The organism is Providencia sp. PROV202, from assembly GCF_028479565.1.
In the GTDB taxonomy this organism is placed as follows: Bacteria; Pseudomonadota; Gammaproteobacteria; order Enterobacterales; family Enterobacteriaceae; genus Providencia; species Providencia zhijiangensis.
Genome location: NZ_JAMPNV010000005.1, coordinates 55,275 through 80,810, shown reverse-complemented (window position 1 = coordinate 80,810; position 25,536 = coordinate 55,275). Strand labels below are relative to the sequence as shown.

The following is a 25,536-nucleotide window of genomic DNA, read 5'->3' as shown; positions in this document are numbered from 1 at the left end:
TTTGATATGCTGTAAATAACTCATGATAGGTAACTGGAACGCAGATGGCAGACCGCAACTTTGATGATATTGTCGATAAATTTGCAAAAAATATTTATGGAACGACAAAAGGAAAAATTCGCGAAGCGGTAGTTTGGCAAGATCTTACCCAGTTACTGGAAACGCATTTCCCAGGCCAAACATTACGTATATTAGATGCGGGCGGCGGAGAAGGGCATTTTTCTCGTCAATTAGCCGCAATGGGTCATCAGGTTATTCTTTGCGATTTATCCGAAGAAATGTTAGAACGGGCATCGGTGCTTGCTGATGAACAAGGAATTAGCGAGAATATCAGCTTTGTTCACTGCGCAGTTCAAGATATCGCTCAACACCTTGATGAACCAGTTGATTTTGTCTTGTTTCATGCAGTACTTGAATGGATTAGCGACCAAAAATATGCATTAGAGCAACTGGCAGAGATTATCAGACCGGAAGGCATATTTTCTGTCATGTTCTATAATGCAAATGGCTTGGTGATGCGTAATGCAATTTTAGGTAATTTTCATCTCGCAACTCCTCATATCCAGCGTCGTCGCAAACGTTCATTATCGCCACAGAACCCGCTTTTCCCTCAACAGGTTGATGAGTGGCTTATTGGTTGTGGTATGGATATTTTAGGCAAAAGTGGCGTCAGAGTGTTCCATGATTATTTGCAAAGTAGACAATTACAACAAAAAGACTTTCCAGCGTTATTGGCGCTTGAACAACAATATTGTCGTGAAGAACCCTATATCAGTATGGGGCGATATATTCATGTTATGGCACGCAAACAAACCCAAAAGGACGATTTATGAGTGATTTTTCCCAGACCGTCCCTGAACTCGTGTCTTGGGCACGAAAAAATGATTTTGCGATTTCCCTACCCGCAGAACGCTTAGCGTTTTTGCTGGCCGTCGCAGTGCTGAACAGTGAGCGGGTTAACGGTGAAATGAGTGAAGGGGAGCTGGTGGATGCGTTTCGAGAAGTGTGCAAAGGCTTCGAACAAACCACCGAATCACTGGCAGTCAGAGCGAACAACGCCATTAATGACATGGTTCGCCAAAAAATATTTAACCGCTTTGCCAGCGACATTGTCGAAGGAAATGCGATTTATCGTCTAACGCCACTCGGTATTGGCATTAGTGATTACTATATTCGTCAACGCGAATTTTCGACATTAAGATTATCGATGCAGTTATCGATTGTGGCGGGAGAGCTACAACGTGCAGCGGAATCAGCCGAAGAAGGTGGTGATGAATTTTATTGGCACCGTCATGTTTTTGCGCCATTAAAATATTCAGTCGCTGAAATTTTTGACAGTATTGACCTGTCACAGCGAATTATGGATGAGCAACAAAACAGCGTTAAAGATGATATTGCTGCACTGTTAAACCAAGACTGGCAGGCGGCAATTGCTAACTGTGAGCAGCTACTTTCTGAAACGTCCGGCACATTAAGAGAATTGCAAGATACTTTAGAAGCGGCTGGCGATAAGCTACAGGCAAACTTACTACGTATTCAAGAAGCTAACATGAATGCGCCGCAGTTCTCGGAAATGGTCGACCGACTAATCTTTGATTTGCAAAACAAGCTAGACCGTATTGTGAGCTGGGGGCAGCAATCCATTGATTTATGGATTGGTTACGACCGACATGTTCATAAATTTATCCGTACAGCGATTGATATGGATAAAAACCGTATATTTTCCCAACGTTTACGTCAATCTGTACAGCAGTACCTCGATAGCCCTTGGGCACTCACCTATGCCAATGCGGATAGGCTTTTTGATATGCGTGATGAGGAGCTGGCACTTCATGATCAAGAGGTGATGGGGGAACTTCCACCTGATCTAGAATTTGAAGAATTCAGTGAACTTAATGACCAATTAGCGGCGTTAATCGAAGCGCAACTTGCGTTCTATAAAACGGATAACAAACCGCTGGATGTCGGTCACGTATTACAGAGTTATCTGACGCAATACCCGCAGAAACGCCATTTTGACGTTGCGCGTATTATTATCGATCAGGCTGTAAAACTAGGTATCGCAGAGGCTGATCTGGCGGGATTACCGGCAGAATGGCGCGCTATTAATGATCACGGAGCCAAGGTACAGGCACATGTCATCGACAAATATTGAACAATTTATGCCAGTTAAACTGGCTCAAGCACTAGCTAACCCGATTTTTCCTGAGCTCGATAGCCAACTGCGTGCAGGTCGCCATATCAGTATTGATGACCTTGATAATCATGCATTTTTAATGGATTTTCAGGAACCGTTAGAGCAATTTTATGCTCGCTATAATGTTGAGCTGATCCGGGCACCAGAAGGCTTCTTCTATTTGCGTCCCCGTTCTAGCACCTTAATTCCTCGTTCTGTTTTGTCTGAATTGGACATGATGGTGGGTAAAATTCTGTGCTACCTCTATTTGAGTCCTGAGCGTCTAACCAACCAAGGGGTCTTTACCTCTCAAGAGCTGTTTGAAGAGTTATTGTCGCTGGCCGACGAAAGCAAATTACTGAAATTTGTTAATCAACGCTCCACAGGTTCAGACCTTGATAAACAAAAATTACAGGAAAAACTGAGAACCTCCTTAAACCGCTTACGTCGTTTAGGTATGGTCTATTTCCTGCAAAATGACTCCAGCAAATTTATTATTAATGAGTCTGTGTTCCGCTTTGGTGCGGATGTGCGTAGTGGCGATAACCCACAAGAAGCACAATTACGCATGATCCGTGATGGTGAAGCGGTCTCTCTTGAAGGGGAATTATCGCTAAAAGACAGCGATGAAGACGAAACGGATGAGAGTCAAGATCTGGCTGACAGTGAAGAGGATGAACAAGAATGATTGAACGCGGAAAATTTCGCTCACTGACGCTGGTGAACTGGAACGGCTTTTTTGCTCGTACTTTTGACCTTGATGAATTAGTCACCACCCTGTCTGGGGGAAATGGTGCGGGTAAATCCACCACCATGGCGGCCTTTATTACCGCTATGATCCCTGACTTAACGTTACTGCATTTCCGTAATACCACAGAAGCCGGGGCGACTTCGGGGTCCCGTGATAAAGGTCTACACGGAAAGCTACGTCCCGGTGTCTGTTATGCCGTGCTGGATGTTTTAAACTCTAAACATCAACGTGTTATGGTCGGTGTTCGCTTACAGCAAGTAGCGGGACGCGATAAAAAAGTCGATATCAAACCGTTTATGATCCAAGGCGTGCCATTAGCAACAGTGCCAACGGAAGTATTAACGGAAGTGTTTGAAGGGCGCCAAGCTAAGGTTATTCCGTTGAATGACCTGAAAGAGCGCGTAGAAAAACAAGAAGGCATCCAATTTAAGCAGTTTAACTCGATCACGGACTACCATTCAGTATTATTCGAATTGGGTGTGCTGCCAAAACGTCTACGTTCAGCAGGAGATCGTAGTAAATATTACCGTTTGATTGAAGCCTCCTTATATGGTGGTATTTCCAGTGCGATCACCCGCTCACTGCGTGACTATTTATTACCAGAAAACAGTGGCGTACGTAAAGCATTCCAAGATATGGAAGCGGCATTACGTGAAAACCGTTTAACACTGGAAGCCATCCGCGTTACACAATCTGACCGTGATTTATTTAAACATTTGATCAGTGAAGCCACAGATTATGTATCTGCGGACTATATGCGCCACTCAAATGAACGCCGAATTCACTTAGATGCAGCATTAGCCGCCCGTAACGAACTGTATAGTAATCGCAAACAACTGCGCGTTGAACAAGTTCGTAGTGTGGAAATGGCGCGTGAATTAAATGAACAAAACGAAGCATCGACAGAAATCGAAGCGGACTACCAAGCGGCAAGTGACCACTTAAATCTGGTGCAAGCTGCATTACGTCATCAAGAAAAAATTGACCGCTATCAAGCCGATATTGAAGAGCTCACTTATCGCCTTGAAGAACAGAGCGAAGTCGTCGCGGAAGCCACAGAAAAACACGAAGAGCTTGATGCTCGTGCGCAAGCCGCTGAAATTGAAGTGGATGAGCTGAAAAACCAGCTGGCAGATTACCAGCAAGCGCTTGATGTACAGCAAACTCGTGCGATTCAATATCAGCAAGCACTTCATGCCTTAAACCGTGCTCGCGAACTCTGCCAACTGCCTGATCTTACCATTGAAAACATCGATGAATGGCTGGAAACCTTTGAGGCCAAAGAGCAGCAAGCCACTGAAGCCTTACTCGCGTTAGAGCAAAAAATGAGCGTGGCGGATGCAGCTCATAGCCAGTTTGAGCAAGCGTATCAGCTAGTTAAAACTATGTTAGGCGACGTAAGCCGTGGGGATGCGTATACACAAGCGCGTTCGTTACTGCGTGACTGGTCATCGCAACAACATTTAGCTGAGCGTGTTCAGCCACTGCGTATGCAATTATCTGAATTGCAACAGCGTTTAGATAGCCAGCGTAATGCCGAAAAATTACTGAGCGAATTCTGTAAACGTTATGGCCAAAGTGTTGAGCCCGATGAGCTTGACGCCTTGATGGCCGAGTTAGAAATTCTGCAAGAAGAGTTAAGTACTGGCGTTAATGAAAGCGGCGAAAAACGCATGCAAATGCGCCAAGAGTTGGAACAAATTCGCCAGCGTATCAGCCAGCTTTCCGCGAAAGCGCCTGCGTGGATTATGGCACAAGAAGCACTAACTCAGCTTAACGAACAATCGGGTGAAACTTTCGAAAATAGCACTGAAGTGACTGAGTTTATGCAGCAACTTCTGGAGCAAGAAAGGGAAATTACGGTTGAGCGTGATGAAGTTGCAGCGCAGCGCCGTGATCTCGATAAGCAAATCGAACGTTTAAGCCAACCAAGTGGTGCCGAAGATGGGCGCATGCTGGCACTGGCAGAGCGTTTTAATGGTGTGCTGTTATCTGAAATCTACGACGATATTACTATTGAAGATGCGGCGTATTTCTCGGCGCTTTATGGCCCAGCCCGTCACGGTATCGTGGTACAAGACTTGGCCGTGGTTCGCGAGCAGCTAGAAAATTTACAAGATTGCCCTGATGATGTGTATTTTATCGAGGGGGATCCATCCTCATTTGATGACAGCGTTTTTGATGCTCAAGAGTTTGAAAATGCAGTATTAGTCCGTTCATCAGAGCGTCAGTGGCGTTATTCTCGCTATCCAGAATTACCGTTATTTGGTCGAGCTGCCCGTGAGAGCCATTTAGAGTCACTGAGTGCTGAGCGTGATGAATTGGCGGAGCGTTATGCGACCTTGTCATTTGACGTGCAAAAAATTCAGCGTGCTCACCAAGCATTTAGCCGCTTTATTGGTCAGCATATTTCAGTGGCATTTGAAGCGGATCCTGAAGCTGAAATTCGTACATTAAATCAAAAACGTACTGAATTAGAGCGTGGACTGAACCAATTTGAAGAGCAGACCCAGCAACAGCGCCAACAGTTCGCTCAAGGCAAAGAAAACTTACTGGCATTAAACCGTTTATTGCCGCAAGTGAATTTGTTGATGGATGAAACGCTGGTGGATCGCGTTGAAGAGACCCGCGAAGAGCTTTCAGAAGCTGAAGAAGCGGCTCATTTCATCAATAAACACGGTAATAATCTGGCGAAGTTAGAGCCGATTGTGACGGTATTACTCAGTGATCCTGAGCAACATGATCAACTGCGTAAAGATTATGAATTGGCGAAACATACCCAGCAAAGTGCGAAGCAACAAGCATTTGCCTTGGTGGAAGTGGCTCAACGTCGCGCGCACTTTAGCTACAGTGATTCGACGGGGATGGTCAATGAAAATGCGGACTTGAATGAAAAACTGCGTCAGCGTTTAGAACATGCAGAAGCAGATAGAACTCGTGCCCGTGAGCTATTACGTCAGCAACAAGCGCAAAGCACTCAATATCACCAAGTTCTGGCATCGCTGCGCAGTTCATTCGACACCAAGCAAGAGATGTTGAAAGAACTTGAAGCAGAAATGCAAGAAATGGGCGTGAAAGCGGATCCCGATGCGCAAGAGCGTGCCAGCATTCGCCGTGATGAATTACATCAATCCGTTATGGCAAACCGTAGCCGCATCAACCAGTTAGAAAAACAACTGACGTTATGTGAAGCGGAAATGGATAACCTGCAAAAACGCCTGCGTAAGCTGGAAAAAGATTATTACCAAATCCGTGAGCAAGTTGTGATGGCGAAAGCGGGTTGGTGTGCGGTGATGCGCTTGGTGAAAGATAATGGCGTTGAGCGTCGTCTGCATCGTCGCGAATTAGCTTATACCGATGGTGATAGTTTACGTTCGATGTCGGATAAGGCGTTAGGAGCGCTGCGTTTAGCGGTAGCAGATAACGAACATCTTCGTGATGTACTGCGTATGTCCGAAGATCCTAAACATCCTGAACGTAAAATTCAGTTCTTTATCGCAGTTTACCAACATCTGCGTGAGCGTATTCGCCAAGATATTATTCGTACCGATGACCCAATCGATGCGATTGAGCAGATGGAAATTGAGTTAGCGCGTCTGACCGAAGAGTTAACTGCCCGTGAACAAAAACTGGCAATTAGCTCGAAGAGTGTGGCGAACATCATTCGTAAAACTATCCAGCGTGAGCAAAACCGTATTCGTATGCTGAACCAAGGCTTACAAGCGGTGGCATTTGGTCAGGTTAAAGGGGTTAGACTGAATGTGAACATTCGCGAAAGCCACGCTTTATTGTTGAGCGTGTTGTCTGAAGAGAGCGAACTGCATCAAGACCTGTTTACTAGCCAACGTTTAACCTTCTCTGAAGCGATGGCGAAACTGTATCAACGCCTGAATCCGCAGATGGATATGGGGCAGCGTTTGCCGCAAACTATTGGTGAAGAACTGTTAGATTACCGTAACTACTTAGAGTTAGAGGTTGAAGTTAACCGTGGCTCCGATGGTTGGTTAAAAGCGGAAAGCGGTGCGTTATCGACAGGTGAGGCAATCGGTACGGGGATGTCTATCTTAGTGATGGTTGTTCAGAGCTGGGAAGAAGAGGCTCGCAGACTGCGTGCGAAAGATATCATTCCATGCCGCTTACTGTTCTTGGATGAAGCGGCGCGTTTGGATGCGAAGTCTATCGCCACGTTATTTGAGTTATGTGACCGATTGGAAATGCAGCTTATTATCGCTGCGCCGGAAAACATCAGCCCAGAGAAAGGAACCACATATAAACTGGTGCGTAAAGTGACCGGTAATACGGAACACGTTCATGTTGTTGGGCTAAAAGGTTTTGGTCAGGATAATCCTGCTCCGCAAGCATTACCTCAATAATTGATTTTTGTTTTTAGATAAAAAAACCGACATAGGAAATTGTGTCGGTTTTTTTATTATCTTTATGTTTTTAATTTCTTTATTTCTATTATCTTTATTTCCCTTTGAATCATTAATAGATGACCGCAATGAGATTTGAATCTCATTTTTATGTAATGAAAACTTTTATCATTGCAGGGCGTGAGTGGTTAGTCACGAAAATGAATTATTATAAGGATCGAACATGAAGAAAATTACCCTAACGTTAAGTGCAATTGCATTAGCGCTGAGCTTTACGGCAACATCTCAAGCCAAAATTCCAATGCCAGAAACAGTCAGTACTGGAGTCACTGTTGCGGAATTAGCGGCACAACAACCGGTTCATTGGGTCTCTGTTGAACAAATTAAACAGAGTTTAGAAGGCAAAGCGCCAATGGCAGTGGGCTTTGATATCGATGATACCGTTTTATTCTCAAGTCCTGGTTTCTACCGTGGAAAACTTGAATTCTCCCCAAATGATTTTAGCTATCTGAAAAACCCTCAATTCTGGGAAAAAATGAATAATGAGTGGGACAAATTCAGTATGCCAAAACAAGTGGGCATCGATTTAGTTAAAATGCACTTAGAACGTGGTGATAAAGTTTACTTTATTACAGGTCGTACACAGACTAAAACTGAAACTGTGACTCAATATGTGCAAGAAGGTTTAAGAATTCCTGCGGATAAAATGAATCCAGTCATTTTTGCCGGCGATGAGCCAGGTAAAAATAATAAAGTAAGCTGGATGCGTGACCATAAATTAACTATCTATTATGGTGACGCAGATGCGGATATTGCTGCGGCTCATGAGTTGGATATTCGTGGGATTCGTATTCTCCGTGCATCAAATTCCTCTTACCAACCGTTGCCAAAAGCGGGTCGCTTTGGTGAGGAAGTCGTTATCAACTCAGAATATTAATATTCGATAAAAAGTTAGTTAAAGGTATTTATTCGCCTTTAACTAACAAAATAGTGTTTATTTATTGATGACGCATTCCAGCGATTTAATATAACTTATATTAAATTAACTCTATTGAAAGAATAAAAACGTCAATATTTGATATGTTATATCGTTTAGCTTTGGTGGAAAACGCAAACAATTCTATTTCTCATATTGTCTTATAAATAGCACTTATTTCGGATCACCTACCTCAATAACTTTTTTCATCAATAAAGACAAAATTAGTCAATTCCTATAACATTCTTCTCAGAGTTAAATATAATCAAATAGTGTCACTATAATAAAAAAATAATGTTATCCATGTAGTAACTTTAAGGTGGATGTATGGCAAAGAGAAGAGTGAAAGCTCTGCAGATCTCAGTATTATGTGGGCTGATGGCGATGCAGTTCCCTGCATTTTCCGCAGCAGAAAATACGCAGCAAAGCAGTATGGAAATTCAACAACCTCAATCAGTTGTCGCTGAAGAGGTGAGTAAAGTTACGACAAAAGAGAGCTTGGAAAAGCTTAACGCATCTTTACCATCAGAAACTAAACTGGTGTTTGCGGACCAGTTGGCGAAAATTTATGCCGACAGGCAAATGCAATTGTTATGGCAAGATGAAACGGCAATTAGCCAGTTTCAACAGCAATTAGCCGAGCTTGCCTTAGCAGGTTTCCAACCTCAATTTAGCGAATGGTTAGTTTCATTGGAAAATAGCCAGCTGAGCGAAATGGGGCGAGATGCTATTTTATCCGACGCTATGTTGGGTTATTTACAATATCTGTCTTCCGTTGAGTCGACGGGGCAATATTGGCTATACACCAGCCGCCCTTATAAAATTATCGCTCCGACCGCGGCACAAATGAAACCATGGTTAGAGGCTGAATCTGAACATCGTTTGGGTGAGTGGGTGAAGGCTCAAGCACCGAAACACGCGATGTATCAACCGATGCGCAAAGAGATGCTAAAACAGCTCGCGTTGCCAGAAGATACGTTAGAAATTACGGGTACGAAAGCATTAAAACCGGGTCAAGCCAGCGATGATGTCATTACGCTCCGTGAGATTTTAGTGCGTGATGGATTGTTGGAAGCTGCTGCGGTAGGTGAGGCCGTTGATGCATCAGCTCCGCCAGAAGAGATCAATAAAGTCACCGCTAATGCCCGTGTGTATAGCGATGACTTAGTGGACGCAGTGAAAAAATTTCAGCTTCAATATGGTTTAGAAGCCGATGGTGTGATTGGTAAAGGCACGCGCGTTTGGCTCAATATGCAGCCAAAACAAAAAGCGGGGCTGATGGCACTGAATATTCAGCGTTTACGGATTGTTCCTGAAAGTAGCGGTACAGGAATTTTGGTGAATATCCCTGCGTACACATTGGATTTTTATCTGAATAACGACATCATTTTGGATTCGAAAGTGATTGTTGGGCGTGCAGATCGTAAAACACCAATTATGAGCAGTGCATTGAATAATGTGGTGATTAACCCACCTTGGAGTGTGCCAACCAGTTTGGCGCGCAAGGATATTGCACCGAAAGGTAAAATGGATCCAAGCTACTTTAGCCGTAAAGGCTATACGGTTTATTCAGGGTGGGGGCAAGATGCTTATGAGATTGACCCTTATTCAATTGACTGGGAAAATATTACACCTGCGAATTTCCCTTATCGCATTCGCCAAGCGCCAGGCTCAAGTAACTCTTTAGGGCGTTATAAGTTTAATATGCCGAGTTCAGACGCGATTTATCTCCATGACACACCAAACCATAGCCTGTTTAATAAAAATGCTCGGGCCATTAGTTCTGGTTGTGTTCGTGTGAATAAAGCGAGCGAGTTAGCAACGATTTTATTAGGTGATGCAGGTTGGGCGCAGACTCGTATTGATGGGGCATTAAAAGAAGGCTCAACGCGTTATGTGAATATTCCTGACCGTATTCCTGTATATCTATACTATCAAACCGCGTGGGTTGATAAAGATCAGCAACCGCAATATCGGGCGGATATTTATCAATATGATGGCAGTATTGATAACGCTGAAAAATATCTCCCTGCAATCAAAGCGATTTTAAAATAGTGATTATTAATCGAGGGGCTTAGGCTCCTCGATGCTATTTTCTGCATTAATTCCTAAATCTTCCTAACAATTCCGTTTTAATATATTTATATATTGAATGCATTGTGTTTACATATGATTCCTGATGGGGCATTAGAACTGTCCTAATCGGATTAGACTAAGTGATTCCACTCACCTTTTTGCATAAAAGTGATGGATTTTCCTTAATTTACTCAATTCTTTACATAATTATACATTAAAGCGAAATATCCTTTGCTAGACTGATGAAGTTGAAATGTATATTTACTGAATAATTAACGCCTGAGTTATCACCTATGGATATGATTGATCAAAACCGCAGAAAGTGGTTGGGAATTGGTGCTGCCGCAATCGGTCTGGGACTATTACCTAATCATGTACTTGCTGCAATGAGTACACCTCGCCCAAGAATTTTACGTTTTCAAAACTTAAATACAGGTGAGTTTTTAAAGACCGAGTTTTTCGATGGTCGCCGTTATAACAAGTCTGAATTAGCTCGCTTAAATCACCTTTTCCGTGATTATCGCTGCGATAAAGTGAAAACCATTGATCCTAAATTATTTGACCAAATTTATTTGCTGCAAATGATGATGGGAACCAATAAACCTGTTCAGCTGATTTCGGGTTATCGTTCATTACAAACCAATAATGAATTACGTCGTAAAAGCTCTGGTGTAGCGAAACAAAGCTATCATACCCGTGGGCAAGCGATGGATTTCCATATTGAAGGCTTGCAGCTAAGTAACGTCCGTAAAGCGGCATTAAAAATGGGTGCTGGCGGTGTGGGCTATTATCCGAAAAGCAATTTCATTCATATCGATACAGGTCCAGTCAGAACATGGTAATCTGTGCATAGGTGACACAGATTATGGAGTGATTGTTCGATGAAATATACGATTATCCCAGTAACCCCGTTTATGCAAAACTGTCAGGTTATCTGGGATGAAACCTCAATGAATGCAGTGATTGTTGATCCCGGCGGTGAGGCTGAAAAGCTGATTACTGCCATTGAAAGCCGCGGATTAACATTAACGAAAATCCTGCTTACCCACGGTCATTCTGACCATATTGGCGCCTCAGCCCCCCTAGCAAAACATTTCGGTGTACCGATTTATGGTCCACAGAAAGAAGATGCGTTCTGGATTGAAAATCTCGCTGAGCAAAATGCGATGTTTTATATTGGTGATTGCCCTGATTTCACACCAGATCATTGGCTAGAAGAAGGGGATAGCATCACGTGTGGAAACATTAAATTTGATGTGCTGCATTGCCCAGGTCATACACCCGGCCACATTGTTTTTGTGAACCATGCTGACAAACTTATTTCCATGGGAGATGTGTTGTTTAAAGGTGGCGTCGGGCGCAGCGATTTTCCTCGCGGTAACCATCAAGACCTGATCGCATCGATTAAGAACAAACTGCTGCCGCTTGGTGATGATTATCACTTTATTCCGGGCCATGGTCCGATGTCGACATTAGGGCATGAGCGCATTTCTAATCCTTTCTTGCAAGACGAATTACCTGTTTGGTAAAAAGATGAAATAAATAAGAGCGCCCCATTTATGGGGCGTGAGGTTGATGACAAAGAGGGATAAAAACGTGGTTTTTCCCTCTTTGTGTTATCAGGTGAAAATCAATAAATTGATTTTCCTTGTTAATTTTACAACCCAAAAGAGCCATTTCCAAACCTGATGGGTTTGTCAATGGTCTGTCGCCCCATTTATGGGGCGTTTTTATTTCCACCTCTGATAATTAATTCACATTGCTGCTATTAAGAGTAATGATATATTTAATAATTTAATATTAATAACTTTTTATTTATTGAAATAAATCTTAATTTTCATATTAAGTTGGATAAATTAAAAATATATTGATATTTTTAGTCTTCAAATTAATTTTAATTAGTTAGTTATTATTATTAATTTTATATCTATAATCTATTTTTAAAATAAATTCAGTGCGGTTATGTTTTGGTTGAATATAGATTGGATGTTTATAAATTATATGAGGACTTCTAAATGGATTTTGAACAAGTTAACTTACATCTATATGCAAACTCTATTGAAAATGAGGCTTTAAGAAATAAATTATTAAGTGAGTATGGCATTAGTCAGGCTAAGACCCTTAGTTATTGTTACGGCCTAGCTAATGAGTATTTAATATATGCGGGTAATAATCAACATATTGATTATATTAAACAGTTAAATGCCCTATTAGATGTAGCGAATAATCATAAAACAAACCAAGATACCTTAAGTCAAGCACGTTCAGATGCACTAAAAATGCATACGGAAGCGCTCTTGAATGAGTTTGTTTTTAATGCAGTTAAGCATCAAGAAAATTATGAAAGCTCCGTAAGAAATTATAATTATTTTGAACAAACCACATATGAAGATATTAATGGTCGAAGTTTCAAAGACTATATTGATTACGTTATAAACACGACATATGAAGATAGCCAATTTAAAGGTGAGTATTATGAATCTATTGTTGAACTGCAAAAAATAAAAGCAAAAAAATATCATTGTGCACTTCTTGCTGATGATGATTTTTTTAAATCAAAAGAAGGTCTAGAAATTTCAAAAGATCCATTGTTTCTGAAGCTAAAGGCGCATTTTAGTGATGTAAATAATCCAATGGATAAATATTTTACGAAACATGATGCAAGATTTTTTTTGAAGATTGTTTTTAATGATATTCAAAGGGATAATTATAATAAAGTTGAATCTTTAAATATATTGAGAGGAATGAAAAGGAGCCAGTCACATGAAGGAAATAAATATGATGACCATTTAAAAAAAGAGGTTTCATTAAATGAATTCATAAGAAAGTTAAGTAATGAAACTAGCCATGGGCGTAATCCCCTGAGATACAAATTCTGTTCAAGTACTCATGTAATGGCAATAACAGCAGATTTTAATGCAACAACAAAATCTTGGGAGTTCACATTTTTCGATCCAAACTCAGGAATAAAAAAATATGATAACCAAGAAGAATTTTTTAATTTTCTAAAGGGTTTTGTACTAAAACAATCAGATGATTATAGTTTCATTCCCTTGAAAAACAATGATTTTAAAATAGGTTATTATAAGTATAACTATGATGGAAATGTAAATTTTAACTTAAGTAAATTAAATAAAACTGAAATTAATATTACGGAAAGTGCATTACTATCAGAAAGAGAGGTATCTGTAGGTATTAATGATAGAGATAGGATTATTTATAAAGATTTTAATCCTGAAGAGAAAATAATTAAAGTTAAAGCTGAAATTAATGGTAAATCATTTTACATATACACGGATATTATTGATAATTTTGAATTAAAGTATTTAATAGAAAGAAAATCCCAAATTTTATCAGAATTAGGGCGGAATATTTTTATCTCTTCTGATGGAGGCTTGGTATACGAGGTAAGTAAAAATTTTGATATTAAAGATGTTAAAATTAAATCTAAGGCAATATTAGAACTTAACAATACTAAACTTGATTATAAAAGTGTTAATTTACAATTAAGCCCAATTGATCCTGATGATAGAAAGATGATTACTGGTATACCTGAATCTCATCAAAAGGCGATTACGCAAGTTGCAAATGAGGAAAATATTATCATAGGTATTCGCCCTGTTGATGAAAAATCAGCGAGTTTAATTTCATCTGGAGAATACAGTAGTAAAGGATTAAATATTAAGAGTAAAAGTTCAGATTGGGGACCTCACAGTGGCTTTATTCCTGTATTACAGGAATACGCTAAACGATCAGGACGTGAAAATAAAAATAAATATAATTCATATACACAACAGGCGATTGATAATGGACATGCAAAATCGACCATTCTTGAACTAACACCAGAGAGAGTTAATGAATTAACTGTATATAATGAAATTACACCATTAGAGAAAGTTAATGGTAGTGAATATAGTAAAACAACATCTCTTCTCGATGGGCAAGAAAAAGTTTTTTTGTTAAAAAAAATAAATCGAGATGGCAAATATTTTTGGCATGTATGCCATGAAGATGAAGGTAATATTAAACCATTCCATGTTATTGCTGATCCTGTAACAGGAAAAGCACTGACTGCCGATTATGATCTTTTTACGATTATTTTTCCATTCTCTGAATTGGAGCATTATGTAAAAATGACAGAGATGCCAAGTTGGTCTGAATGGAAATCAAACGTTATTTATGATGAATTAACGCCAGAGCAGAAAAAATTATATCATAATGAAGTTGAGTATAATAAAAAAGAAGGCAAAGATAATGGCATTACAAATAAAAGAATCAAAGAAATAAAAAATAAATTAAATAAAAAACTTGGTCTAGCTGAAGGGATGGAGCTGATCCATCATGGGGCTGATGACGCTAACCCTGCAAGTGTCATGAGCGAAAATTTCCCTATTACCTTTTTCTTACCGGAACGGCTAAAAGGGAAAAATAACCTTATAGGTACGACGGAATCCATCGATACTTATTTTCATATGAACTCTCAAGGTGCAATCATTGTTCATAACGTCGAACAGCTTTCTAATTTTCAGCAGTTATTAATAAATCAGGGTTATAGAGCCCCATTAAATAAAAAATGGAGTGAAGGAGATAATGGTCAATACTTCGAGCCTAAACGTAAAATATCAGACAGTTTTATTGAAGGACGAACGGAAATAATACGGAAAAAAAGTATCATCAATAATGATCCGAACACAGAAAAACCTGTTGTTCAGTTAGATACAGACTTTGGTGATATTTATGTAAACATGCAGGAAAGTCATCAAAGTAGCCGATTGTCGGAAACCGATTTACCAAATACGGGCAACCTAGATATTTGGCTAGATCCGATGCTGATATACAGTACGAACAAAGCTAATGATGCGGAAACTAATAGACAGGTAAAACCTACTAAATATACCTATAATGTTATTATACAAAATGGTGGTGATAAAGATTCAGCTAAAGCAACTGCTAATGCATTTTCTAAACATCCTGAAGACTCTATGGTTATACAGTATGATATGGGCTCGAAGCAATATAAAATTTTGCATGGAGACCTAAATAGAATTAATGTAGGAAAAGTGCGTTGGATAACAATTGGTCATGGAGAATATTATGGTGATCATCAGCCAACTCTTTATATGGGAAAAAATGCACAGCAATATGTAGATGCATTAATGTATTTGCGCAGAAAAGTTTTAAAAAATACAACGCCGGATAAACTCGTCATGATAGGTTGCAATTTAGGTCGAGGCGGTGTTAATGAAAACTTTGCACTAAAAGCGACTAGTTTACTTGCTGAAAATAATATACAAGCTCCTGTTATCGCTTATAATCGGCAAGTTGGAAATATGTATTTAGGGTCTAAGCTGATCTATCCAGTTGATTTTGAAATAGACTCAGTAAATACCCAAGGTTATAAATTTGTCTATCAATACCATTCAGAAAGTGAGCAAGTCAGGATTAATAATAACTCTAGCACATTATATTTTATTAATGAGCTTCGTCGTGGTGAACTCTCACTTGCTCAGTTAGATGATTATATTGAGCCTGATCCTATGTCTATGTTTAGGGACCCCGATACTCGTACTATTGATAATAATTTACTAAAGAAAGTTGCTTATAATCAAGATGCCTATAAATTATTTATTCAGGAGCTTAAAAAACATAATAATATTTTACCTGATGATTTCTATTCAACTTTCCCTACACGGCTAAATGAACTTGGTATCATTGATACTCCCATTTGGAAGATGGTTAATAGCCAGAATATTCAAAAAAAGTCATTAGAAAGAACAATTAAGCACTCAGAAGAATTAACGGTTATTATTAGGCTGATGGGGGATAAAAAAGGTTTATTACAAGCAGAGAATTTAGCTGCTAGAAGTCCTCAAAATACATTAATTTTTCAAATGGATGTTGATAGTAAAAAACATATTTTGGAATACGGTAAAGAACATCTAATGTCTTTAGTGGAACAACAAAAAATAACTCATTGGGTGATGATTGGCGATGCAGAAACGTTACGAAAGCCCACAAATGCATTATCTATTGAGTTATCGGCACTCAAAAAACAATATCCACTGATAAGTCCAGAAAATATCCTATTTCATTCTGTGGGACCTGCAATGATAACGGAGGCGGGTGAGCATAAGATATTTCTTAGCAGTTTATCTAAGGAGCTTAAAGTACAAGGTATTAACCGTGAAGTTAAATCTAAATTTACCTATGAAGCTCCGGATAAACCCACAACGGTAAGCAGTAATGTTTCTCCTGCTGTACTCGCAAGTCAGCCTAACCAGCAGCTCATTTCGTTTTTGGAAAAAATAGCATTAAAAGAAATTGCTATTCAAGATATTGATTTTATGCAACATCCTTATTTGTTAAATTACTTTTCGGATAACGAAGGGCTTATTGATGTTAAAAAACTAATTATTGTATTAAGTGATCCTCTCGTAAATTCAAAGTTAAATGAAGCATTAAACCGTAGATATGAACTCAATTCAGCATCAATAAATCAATTGATAGAGGCAACAATAGAGATGAGTTATCGGCAACAAGCAGATAGCATCCATACTTTATTAATGGCAATAAAAAATGATCTCTCAGTATTAAATAATTTAAGTAAAAAGTCCCAAGAATTACTTAAACAGCTATTTCCTGCCGGTGATGGAATAGATAAAGGTAAAATTTTAGCTTTAGTGACTGATAACAATAATTTCATTTTGTTAAGTGAGAATTTAAAAGGATTTAGTGAGCTCAGTGCTAAAAACTTTGAAGGTGATAGTGGAATATTTAAAAGCATCTCTTTTACTGAAGCATTTAAAACTTATGAAAATTATCAAGCCCAACGATTGCAACAATATCACCAACAATTAAACCAAGGAAAAAATATTGGTTTGATTAATCATGGTATTGTATCGCAATATGGTGGCTCTAATGGGATAGACCGAGAATTAGGTCGTATATATGGCATTGAATATTATCTAACCGATAGTAAGTTAGCACGTGATTTTCTTGAGCGAAAGGCTCAAATTGAGTTAATTGAAGACCAAAATACACTGACTTCAGCAGAGGATACTTTGCTGAAAAAAATGCAAAAATATACTCAGGATATTGATTCGCTAATCAAGAATAACAGTATCTCTATTTCTGACCAATCAGTCGTAGATTTATTTTCAGTGGTTGCTGATACGTCAAATAGGATCGTATTTTTACATGGTAAGTCAACAACTTACACTGTAACTCATGTTAGGCGTAATGGGGCGTACGAAATTTGCCTATTTGACCCTCAAGGGGTGCAATTTAGCATTAGAAATAACTCTCTTCAGTTAGCGCAACAGCAATTTCAACAGCAACTGAAACAGTATTTTAATGAGGACATCAAACTTTCCGATGGGCAATCTATAAATAGAGGGAAGTCGGCCGGCTTCCAAAAAATGGAAAATGGTGACTTTAGGGGAAACATTCAATCAATTGATTTGGAGTCGCAGAGCTTAAAAGTCGGATTATCATCTCTACAGAGTCAACGTAAATCTATTATCGAGCAAGCTGAATTTAGTTCACCTAAAAATAGTTGGGTCACTATTCATGGTGAAAAAATCGCTTTCGCTAAATTACAGCAATTAGGGGCAACGATAGAGGGGAAACCCATCACTTTATCGGATATCACCTCAGATAACCTGCATAAAAAAATGCGTTTTTCTCCTGAAAAGCTAGCAATGTATTTTTCCTTAATGGAAGGTGGAAAAGACGACGTTATTTTTACTAAAATATTTCATGAGCAGCTAAATTCAGTAGATATATATCAATTAGTCAATCACCAAGCTAGTTTTAGTGAATCGGCAGTGCTGAAAAAGCAGTTTAAGTATCTAGCAAATAATAGTGATGTACAGCGAGAAACTATTCCATCTTCAACTTTATTAAAAGTTCGCCAGGCTGGAACTAAACTTCCATTATTCCAACGTACTGCAAATAAATTTGGTCAAGGAATGGGGTCTGCTGGTGTTATTCAAAGCATGATTAGCGCATATGCTATTTTGAATAAACTTGATAAACCAGATATTACAGAAGAAGAGATTAATGAACTAGAAAAACAATTTTATTTACTTTGTGCATCCGCTTTTTTTAATTACGGAGATATGATTATACAACCGATGTTGTTAAATATCTCTTCTGCAAGAGGTGTTAGCTCCCTTATTCGTACAAGGCTTGCCGCAGGAACCGTTGTCATTTTTAACTTAGTCGGGATGGGCATTGATATCTATCAAGCCTACGATTGTTTATCCAAACTCAATGAAGTATCCGATCCTAAGCAACGCCAAGATCTTACCGTCAATGCTGCTTTATCAATTGCGAGTGCTGTAGTTAATGGTGTGACAGTGGTTGCTGTATTAGTCGGAGCTTCGACTGTTCCTGTTATTGGATTAGTTGTTGGGGGAGTTTTGCTTGTGGGAGGATGGGTTTACAATGGTATTCGTGCAGTTGAGAATATTAAAGAGGTCATTAATATTGATTGGGATCGGGAATTAGAAGAAGGAATTCGAGGGGCTTTAGGTTTAGAGCCTACTTTGCGCACTCAACAGGAGATGAATACCCAGTTGTATATCAATGCATTTAAAAAACAAGATTGGGAAATGGATCTTACATTATTTGAGAGTAATATTCTAGCGGCAGGCTTTGATCATCATTTGGGTATTATTGAAGCCCCTGTTTATGATGATGAGCAAAAATACTATTTAGTGGATAAATATGGAAATTATTTTCTTGGGAAATTAGAAGAACGACGTATAGATGCAGGGCATTATAAATCCCATTTTTCGAAAAGAGATGCGCCTTCTTTTACTGCTAACGAAATTGATTTTATTTTTAACAACAAGATCATTAGAAGAAGTGCATGGTTTAAAAATTTAAATTATGTGTATCAAAGAATGGGGTTATCGGTTCGTAGTGATTTCGAGCTTAAAAAAGAAGCTAAAGAGATAGTTGATATAAAACAAACAGGTACTAAACCTACTAATGATATTTATTTTTTAAATTCAAAATATAAAAATCCGTTATTTGAAGAATTTAAATCTCGCCATAAAATTTCAGAGAGTCTCTTGACCTTACCAATACATCATCAGTTATTAAATTCGAGCTACTCTCAAATTAATTTTTATTCGAAGAAAACTGAATTTGGAGTGATAGGGCAGCAGGTGTTTAGAGAAAATGAGCGGAGATTTAGTGAAAATTTAGTGGGTAATATCCCTAGGATCGCATTGTATTTGGATAACCCTCGTAGTAGAGGAACGAGTTGGAATACAGCTAACGGTAATGATGTCATTATTGGTGCAAAAGAGCGAAAAAATGCATTTCAGGTTTTATCTGGCGAAAAATATTTCGCTGGTGGAGATAAAGATGATCTCTTTTATTTGCGAGATAATAATTTAAGCGGATTAATGTCACGTAATAACACAATGCCAACTAAGTATCTTGATGGTCAAGGCGGGAAGGATACGCTGATTATTGATCTATTACCTGATGCTCATCATGCTTATGTTAATTTAGAAAAAAATACACTGCATTATAAGAAAGAAGGAAAACATCCATTTATTTCTGTTGCTCATTTACAAAATATAGAAAATATTATCATCAGAGGAAATACCAATGATAGTTTACGTGGCGATGATAAAGATAATGTACTTGATGGTGGATTAGGTAAAGATTTATTAGTCGGATATGGTGGTGATGATAAGCTTATTTTAACTCAAGGTGATGCCGTGGGTGGTGATGGCAATGATAGTTATCATATTCGCCGTTTTGAATGGATGCAGCATGTTAACGATCTCTATCTTTCAGAGCAGTATTGGGAAAGGAAAGAAAAAGCCGTCAAAACTAGACGTTTTCTAAACCCTATCTATAAGAATAATAGTAAAGAATATCAGGCTAAGGTGGCTATCAAGGAATCGAGTCGTTCACAAAGTCATGTGAGCATCGAATATTCTTTAGATGAAATAGAACAGGTTGAACTAAGCGGTAATGATTTAATTCTGACCATTAAATTACCAAGTAGCACGGAGGATGGACATGATTTTACCAATGTAAAAAGTTCAGTTTTAATTCGGTTAGAGAATGTTATTGATCCAAATAGCGACTTAAAAAAAACTCACCATGTGTATCGAGTACAAACTCGAGATGGCTGGTTGATGACGACGCAGATTGGCCAAAAAGAGTCAGGGCAATATTTTAGCCTCAGTTATATTCAAGAAGCCGACCAAGTCGCGACTACCGACAGTAAATCCGTCGAAATAGATGAAACGGCTAATACCGTCATAATAAACAAGAACCGAAAACATGTAGCACCTGAATGGGGATGGTTTGCACCAATAGGTCGTGCGGAAAAATTAACATATCGCGGTAATGATAAAAATAACTTTTTGCCTTTGGTGAAATTAGGGAATTATATTGAAGTCACTCGCGGGGCTGATACCTATCAAATTCTTACAGAAAAAGATGAATATGGCGAAATTACCTTTGATTTTGCGAAGGTAAAAGACAGTTTCACTGAACATGATAAGGTGATTTTATTATTACCTACCGAGAATGGTTTTGCTCTATCGATGGATGAGGGCAAATTAGGTAACTTCGATAAGTTTGGGCAGAAAAAACTCACCGTTCATTTTACAAATGTGGGAGATAATCTTTCTGAGGTGATTTTGATCCAAGATAAATATAGTAATGTATTTAAAGTGGATTTACAGAAAAATCATATTTCCCCACTCAATCCAGTTATAAAGAGTAGCGATCATGACGATCAAATTCTTTTACCTGCGGGTTATATATCAGAAAAGCATGTTATTGATGGTCAAAATGGTGACGATACTATTATCAATAAGAGCTTAAATAGCTATGTGCTATTAGGTGGAGAAGGTGATGATAATATTAAAGCCACGGTGGGGAATAATGTTCTCTATGGCGGGACAGGAAAGAACTTTATTAGTGGTGGTGAGGGGGATGATTTACTGCTATCAGGTGAAGGAATAGATACTTTGATGGGCGAAGGTGGAGATGACCATTATATTATTGATGGCAACCACTCAGGCGCCGTTTATATTGAAGATAATCTTGGTAATAACCATATCCATTTAGTTAACTTTAAACAGCAAGCTATTGAAGAAGTCGAGCCCGACTATCAGGTCTATGTTTCATCATCAGGTAAAATTCTCAAGATTAAGCAGCCAACGGATACTAGCGGGGGCAGCTTTAATATTCATCATTATAACCAACTCGATAACAAATATATTTCATCGACGACGCATAGTATGACTTCGTTGTCTTATTACTTATCAGAAAAACTCGATAAAGCAAAACATTCAGGGCAGTTAGCCATCTGGAAGCCAGTTAATGAGCTTGCTGACATGCTAAATGGTGTTCCTAAACCATTAAAACAAACCTTGAAAAATGATGGAATTGTATTATCCGAGAATTATGCGAGAGAGCATTGGCTTATTGATATGCTCGCCGGTCATGATGAGGTGATGGATATGTCACAACATGGCCGTGTGATTAAAGGTGGGAGTGGGAATGATAAGTTGATAACAACAGGTGGCGAAAATATCCTTTATGGTGGTCAAGGCGATGATATTTTATTGGCACAAGGTATGAGACAGGATGTATTAATTTCTTTAGATGGAAAGGACCATTTAGCTGGTGATAAAGGGGATGATATCTATATTGTGAGTGGTCATGGGCAAGGGGATGTCACTATCCATGATCTCGAAGGGCATAATCAAGTGGTACTGGTTGATTTTTCCTCTACTGAAGTAAGCTACAAAGAACTTTCAGCAACGCTTGCAGAAACGGTATATCAATCAAAGAGCGGAAGGAGAGTGATTTTGCAACACAATAATCATACTGCCTCAATGACTAGTGTGATGCAGGTGAGCTTTTTGAATGATTACAAGCAATTATCAAAACACAATGAGGAATCAACTCTTGATCGCTTGATACAGTTGTTGGCGGAGCAACGTATTGCTTATGAGGGAAGTTCTGATCCTAATATTGGTCATGATAATGTCAGAAATAACTGGGGAGGCGTCCAAATGACAGAGCGTTTCCTGAGCCATTTGAAGTAATTCCTTTGTTATAAACAAAACAGCCAGTTAAGTGACTGGCTGTTTTTGTGAAGTATTTAGTTGTTTGAATAAATACTTATAAAACTTTCACGATGGCATCACACAGTGGCACCATGTTTTCCAGCGTTAAGCCTGCGACGTTAATACGACCAGAACTTACAGCATAGATGCCAAATTCGCTCCGTAGACGCTCTACCTGCTCTTTAGTCAGTCCACTGAAGGAGAACATACCATTTTGGTTGATGATGAAGCTAAAGTCTTGTTTAGCGCCTTTTTCTTCCAATGTTTTTACCAGTAACTGACGCATACGTTTGATACGCTCGCGCATTGAAGTCAGTTCTTGGATCCACTCAGCTTTTAATGTTTCATCAGACAGGATAGTGGTAACCACCGCCGCACCGTGTGCGGGTGGGTTTGAGTAGTTAGCACGAATAACCGCTTTCGCTTGGCTAAATGCGCGCTCAGCGTTATCGCTATCTTTAGCGATGATGGTGCAAGCACCCACACGCTCATTGTACAGACCGAAGTTTTTCGAGAATGAGCTGGCAACAATCATTTCTGGGTTGTTTTTGGTGAAAATGCGTAATCCTTCCGCATCTTCATCTAAACCTTTCGCAAAACCTTGGTAAGCGAAGTCGAATACAGGTAATAACCCTTTTTCAGCACACAGAGCAGCCAGTTGAGTCCATTGCTCTGGCGTTGGGTCAATACCCGTTGGGTTATGGCAGCAGCCATGAAGAACAATCACGTCACCAGCAACCGCAGATGACAGGCTGTTTAGCATGCCAGCAAAGTCCATACCGTGGTTGGCTGCATCGTAGTAATTGTAAGTCAGCACTTCTAAGCCAGCTGCTTCGAAAATATTCTTATGGTTAGGCCACGTTGGGTTGCTGATCCAAACACGCTTTGCGTTAGTTTGTTTAGCAATGAAATCAGCTGCGATACGCAGGGCGCCTGTGCCACCCGGTGCTTGTGCGGTACGAGCGCGTTTTGATGTGATGATTTCATGGTTATCACCAAACAGCAGCGCTTGAGTGACACGACCAAACTCCGGCATTCCGCTAATCGCAAGGTAGTTTTTGGTATTCTCGTTGTCTAGCAGGAATTTCTCTGCTTTTTTGACGGTGTCTAGAACAGGGGTTTTACCTGATTCGTCTTTGTAGACACCGATACCGAGGTTGATTTTGTTATCGCGAGGATCAGCACGGAAACTATCAGCAAGACCGAGGATAGGGTCAGCTGGGGCAGAAATGATTTTCTCAAACATATTGTCGATTCCAAAACTCTGTGGTTTAGCTGAAAAAGAGGTATAACGGAAAATGTCGAGTCACCAGAGTAACTTGGTAACAAGTTTTTGCCAATTGTTTTACCAAAAATTGGTGTGATCTTGTGAGCTAGATAGCCATTACATCAAATTTGACCAAAAATTGAGTATAAACCAGTGACTTTATCTAATTAATTGAATTTTTAGCGTATTCGATAGTTAAGATATTGCCAAAGAGGGCGGCTAACTTGAAAGGAAAACCCGAGAAGGAACTTAGCGATGGGGATAGGAATAGGGAGCGAAATTCTGAGAATAAAAAAGCAGCGCCGGAGCGCTGCTTTCAAAAACATGATTTACTGTTTTCAGATTATCCGTTAACGGATAATTAGAATTGGTAAACTAAACCTAAACCAACTACGTTGTCAGTCATCAGACCATGAGCTTCAGAGAAGTCATTGTCTTTCAGCAGGTTGATTTTGTAATCAACAACTGCAGACATGTTTTTGTTGAAGTAGTAGTAAGAACCTACAGAGATGTATTTAACGATATCACCGTCGCCGCCAGCGATGTTTTTACCTTTAGATTGGTTATAACCTAAAGATGGTTTCAGACCGAAGTCGAACAGGTACTGAGCTACTAATTCAACGTTTTGAGTTTTGTTAGCAATTTCGTGATCTTCACCGAAGTGAGTAGTGTTCAGTGCTTCACCGTACATAGCTGCTAAGTATACGTTGTTAGCGTCAAATTTCGCACCAACGTTCCATGCTTGAGCACGTTTACCTTCAGCTTCTGAAGTTTTTTGAGCTTCAGTACGAGCAGAGTTAGAGTAACCACCACCCAGAGTCACGCCCCAACCTAAGTCATAAGCGGTAGAGAAACCGTAACCGTCACCGTTGTCTTTATAACCAACGCCAGTACCTGATTTGTTAGAATCAGTGTTTTTGCCTTGGTATTGCAGCGCGAAGCTCAGGCCATCAACATAACCGAACATGTTGTTGTTACGGTAAGTAGCCAGGTTACGGTTACGTGAAGTCATGAAAGTATCAGACTGAGCCATGGTGTCGCCGCCCCATAATGGGAAAACGTCGGTCCATGCGTTCGTGTCATAGATAACACCGTAGTTACGGCCGTAGTCTACAGAACCGAAATCTTTAAATTTCAGACCAGCATACGCTAAACGGTTTTTGTTTTCTGGGTTAGCTTCAGTTTTGTTAGTCTTAGTTTCCCACTCGAAACGACCAAAACCAGTCAGTTGGTCAGTGATTTGAGTGTCACCTTTAACACCTAAACGAACACGTGAATCGTCGCCGTCTTCACCGCTTTCTGAGTTAGCGAAGTAGTGACGAACGTCAACTTTACCGTACAGGTCTAATTTGTTGCCGTCTTTGTTGTAGATTTCAGCTGCGTTTGCTGCACCAGCAGCTAACAGAGCTGGGATAACCATTGCAAGAATATTGCGTTTCATCATTATTATTACCCTCATTGGTGTTATTCGGACACCTGCCACTGCCAAAAATAATCCATAAAATTCTTTTGAACTATTTATGAGAGATTAGTGTCGTCTTTAGTCGGCGTCCAGTGTTCCATTGGTAGATAAATTTATCTACCCCCAAAATGCTACAAAAACGAAGATTCTGAAACAAATGGTAACAAGGTGTTTCTAAATGTAAAAAATAGAGCAAAAAACAACCACACATCCTACCAGTTGAAAAAATTTTACAAAAAAGAGGGAACTTTTTTGAAAGACAAATTGAACTTTTTTCGAACGATATCATTCATTGATGAGGGAAAAGTGTACTGACAAATAAGAATGGTAACACGCTTA

The 25,536-nt window shown here is 39.4% G+C and carries 11 protein-coding genes; 9 read left to right on the top strand and 2 right to left on the bottom strand.

What is annotated here, in order from left to right; genetic code table 11:
* The first annotated feature begins 44 nt into the window (after positions 1-44).
* From cmoM to PR799_RS03185, 9 genes are all read left to right on the top strand, one after another.
* Positions 45-833 (top strand): tRNA uridine 5-oxyacetic acid(34) methyltransferase CmoM, encoded by a 789-nt coding sequence (cmoM, locus tag PR799_RS03225; RefSeq protein ID WP_154628536.1) that lies wholly within the window; start codon positions 45-47, stop codon positions 831-833.
* Positions 830-2,155, top strand: coding sequence for a chromosome partition protein MukF (mukF, locus tag PR799_RS03220; RefSeq protein WP_132494492.1), 1,326 nt, complete (start codon positions 830-832; stop codon positions 2,153-2,155). The genes cmoM and mukF overlap by 4 nt, the downstream gene beginning before the upstream one ends.
* Positions 2,136-2,864 carry a chromosome partition protein MukE gene (gene mukE / locus PR799_RS03215; protein WP_272521247.1) on the top strand — a complete coding sequence of 243 codons (729 nt, stop codon included), beginning with the start codon at positions 2,136-2,138 and terminating at the stop codon, positions 2,862-2,864. The genes mukF and mukE overlap by 20 nt, the downstream gene beginning before the upstream one ends.
* Entirely contained in the window at positions 2,861-7,300 is a 4,440-nt protein-coding gene (mukB, locus tag PR799_RS03210) for a chromosome partition protein MukB (RefSeq protein ID WP_272521246.1), read from the top strand. Before mukE ends, mukB begins: the two co-directional genes overlap by 4 nt.
* A 223-nt stretch (positions 7,301-7,523) precedes the next feature.
* Positions 7,524-8,237, top strand: coding sequence for an acid phosphatase AphA (gene aphA, locus PR799_RS03205; RefSeq protein WP_154604241.1), 714 nt, complete (start codon positions 7,524-7,526; stop codon positions 8,235-8,237).
* A 366-nt stretch (positions 8,238-8,603) separates the two neighbouring features.
* Complete coding sequence (ldtD, locus tag PR799_RS03200) at positions 8,604-10,331, top strand: L,D-transpeptidase (RefSeq protein ID WP_272521245.1); 1,728 nt, start codon at positions 8,604-8,606, stop codon at positions 10,329-10,331.
* A 314-nt stretch (positions 10,332-10,645) separates the two neighbouring features.
* Positions 10,646-11,194: a YcbK family protein gene (locus PR799_RS03195; protein ID WP_006657827.1), complete on the top strand. Its 549-nt coding sequence runs from the start codon at positions 10,646-10,648 to the stop codon at positions 11,192-11,194.
* Between the two features lie 39 nt (positions 11,195-11,233).
* Positions 11,234-11,881, top strand: a complete 648-nt coding sequence (locus PR799_RS03190) for an MBL fold metallo-hydrolase (protein ID WP_272521244.1) — start codon at positions 11,234-11,236, stop codon at positions 11,879-11,881.
* Between the two features lie 486 nt (positions 11,882-12,367).
* Positions 12,368-22,447: an anthrax toxin-like adenylyl cyclase domain-containing protein gene (locus tag PR799_RS03185; RefSeq protein WP_272521243.1), complete on the top strand. Its 10,080-nt coding sequence runs from the start codon at positions 12,368-12,370 to the stop codon at positions 22,445-22,447.
* Positions 22,448-22,523: 76 nt separating this feature from the next.
* Here the strand turns inward: PR799_RS03185 and PR799_RS03180 are convergent, their stop codons facing one another.
* Entirely contained in the window at positions 22,524-23,714 is a 1,191-nt protein-coding gene (locus PR799_RS03180; protein WP_272521242.1) for an amino acid aminotransferase, read from the bottom strand.
* Positions 23,715-24,096: 382 nt separating this feature from the next.
* Entirely contained in the window at positions 24,097-25,179 is a 1,083-nt protein-coding gene (locus PR799_RS03175) for a porin (protein ID WP_272521241.1), read from the bottom strand.
* Between the last annotated feature and the right edge of the window lie 357 nt (positions 25,180-25,536).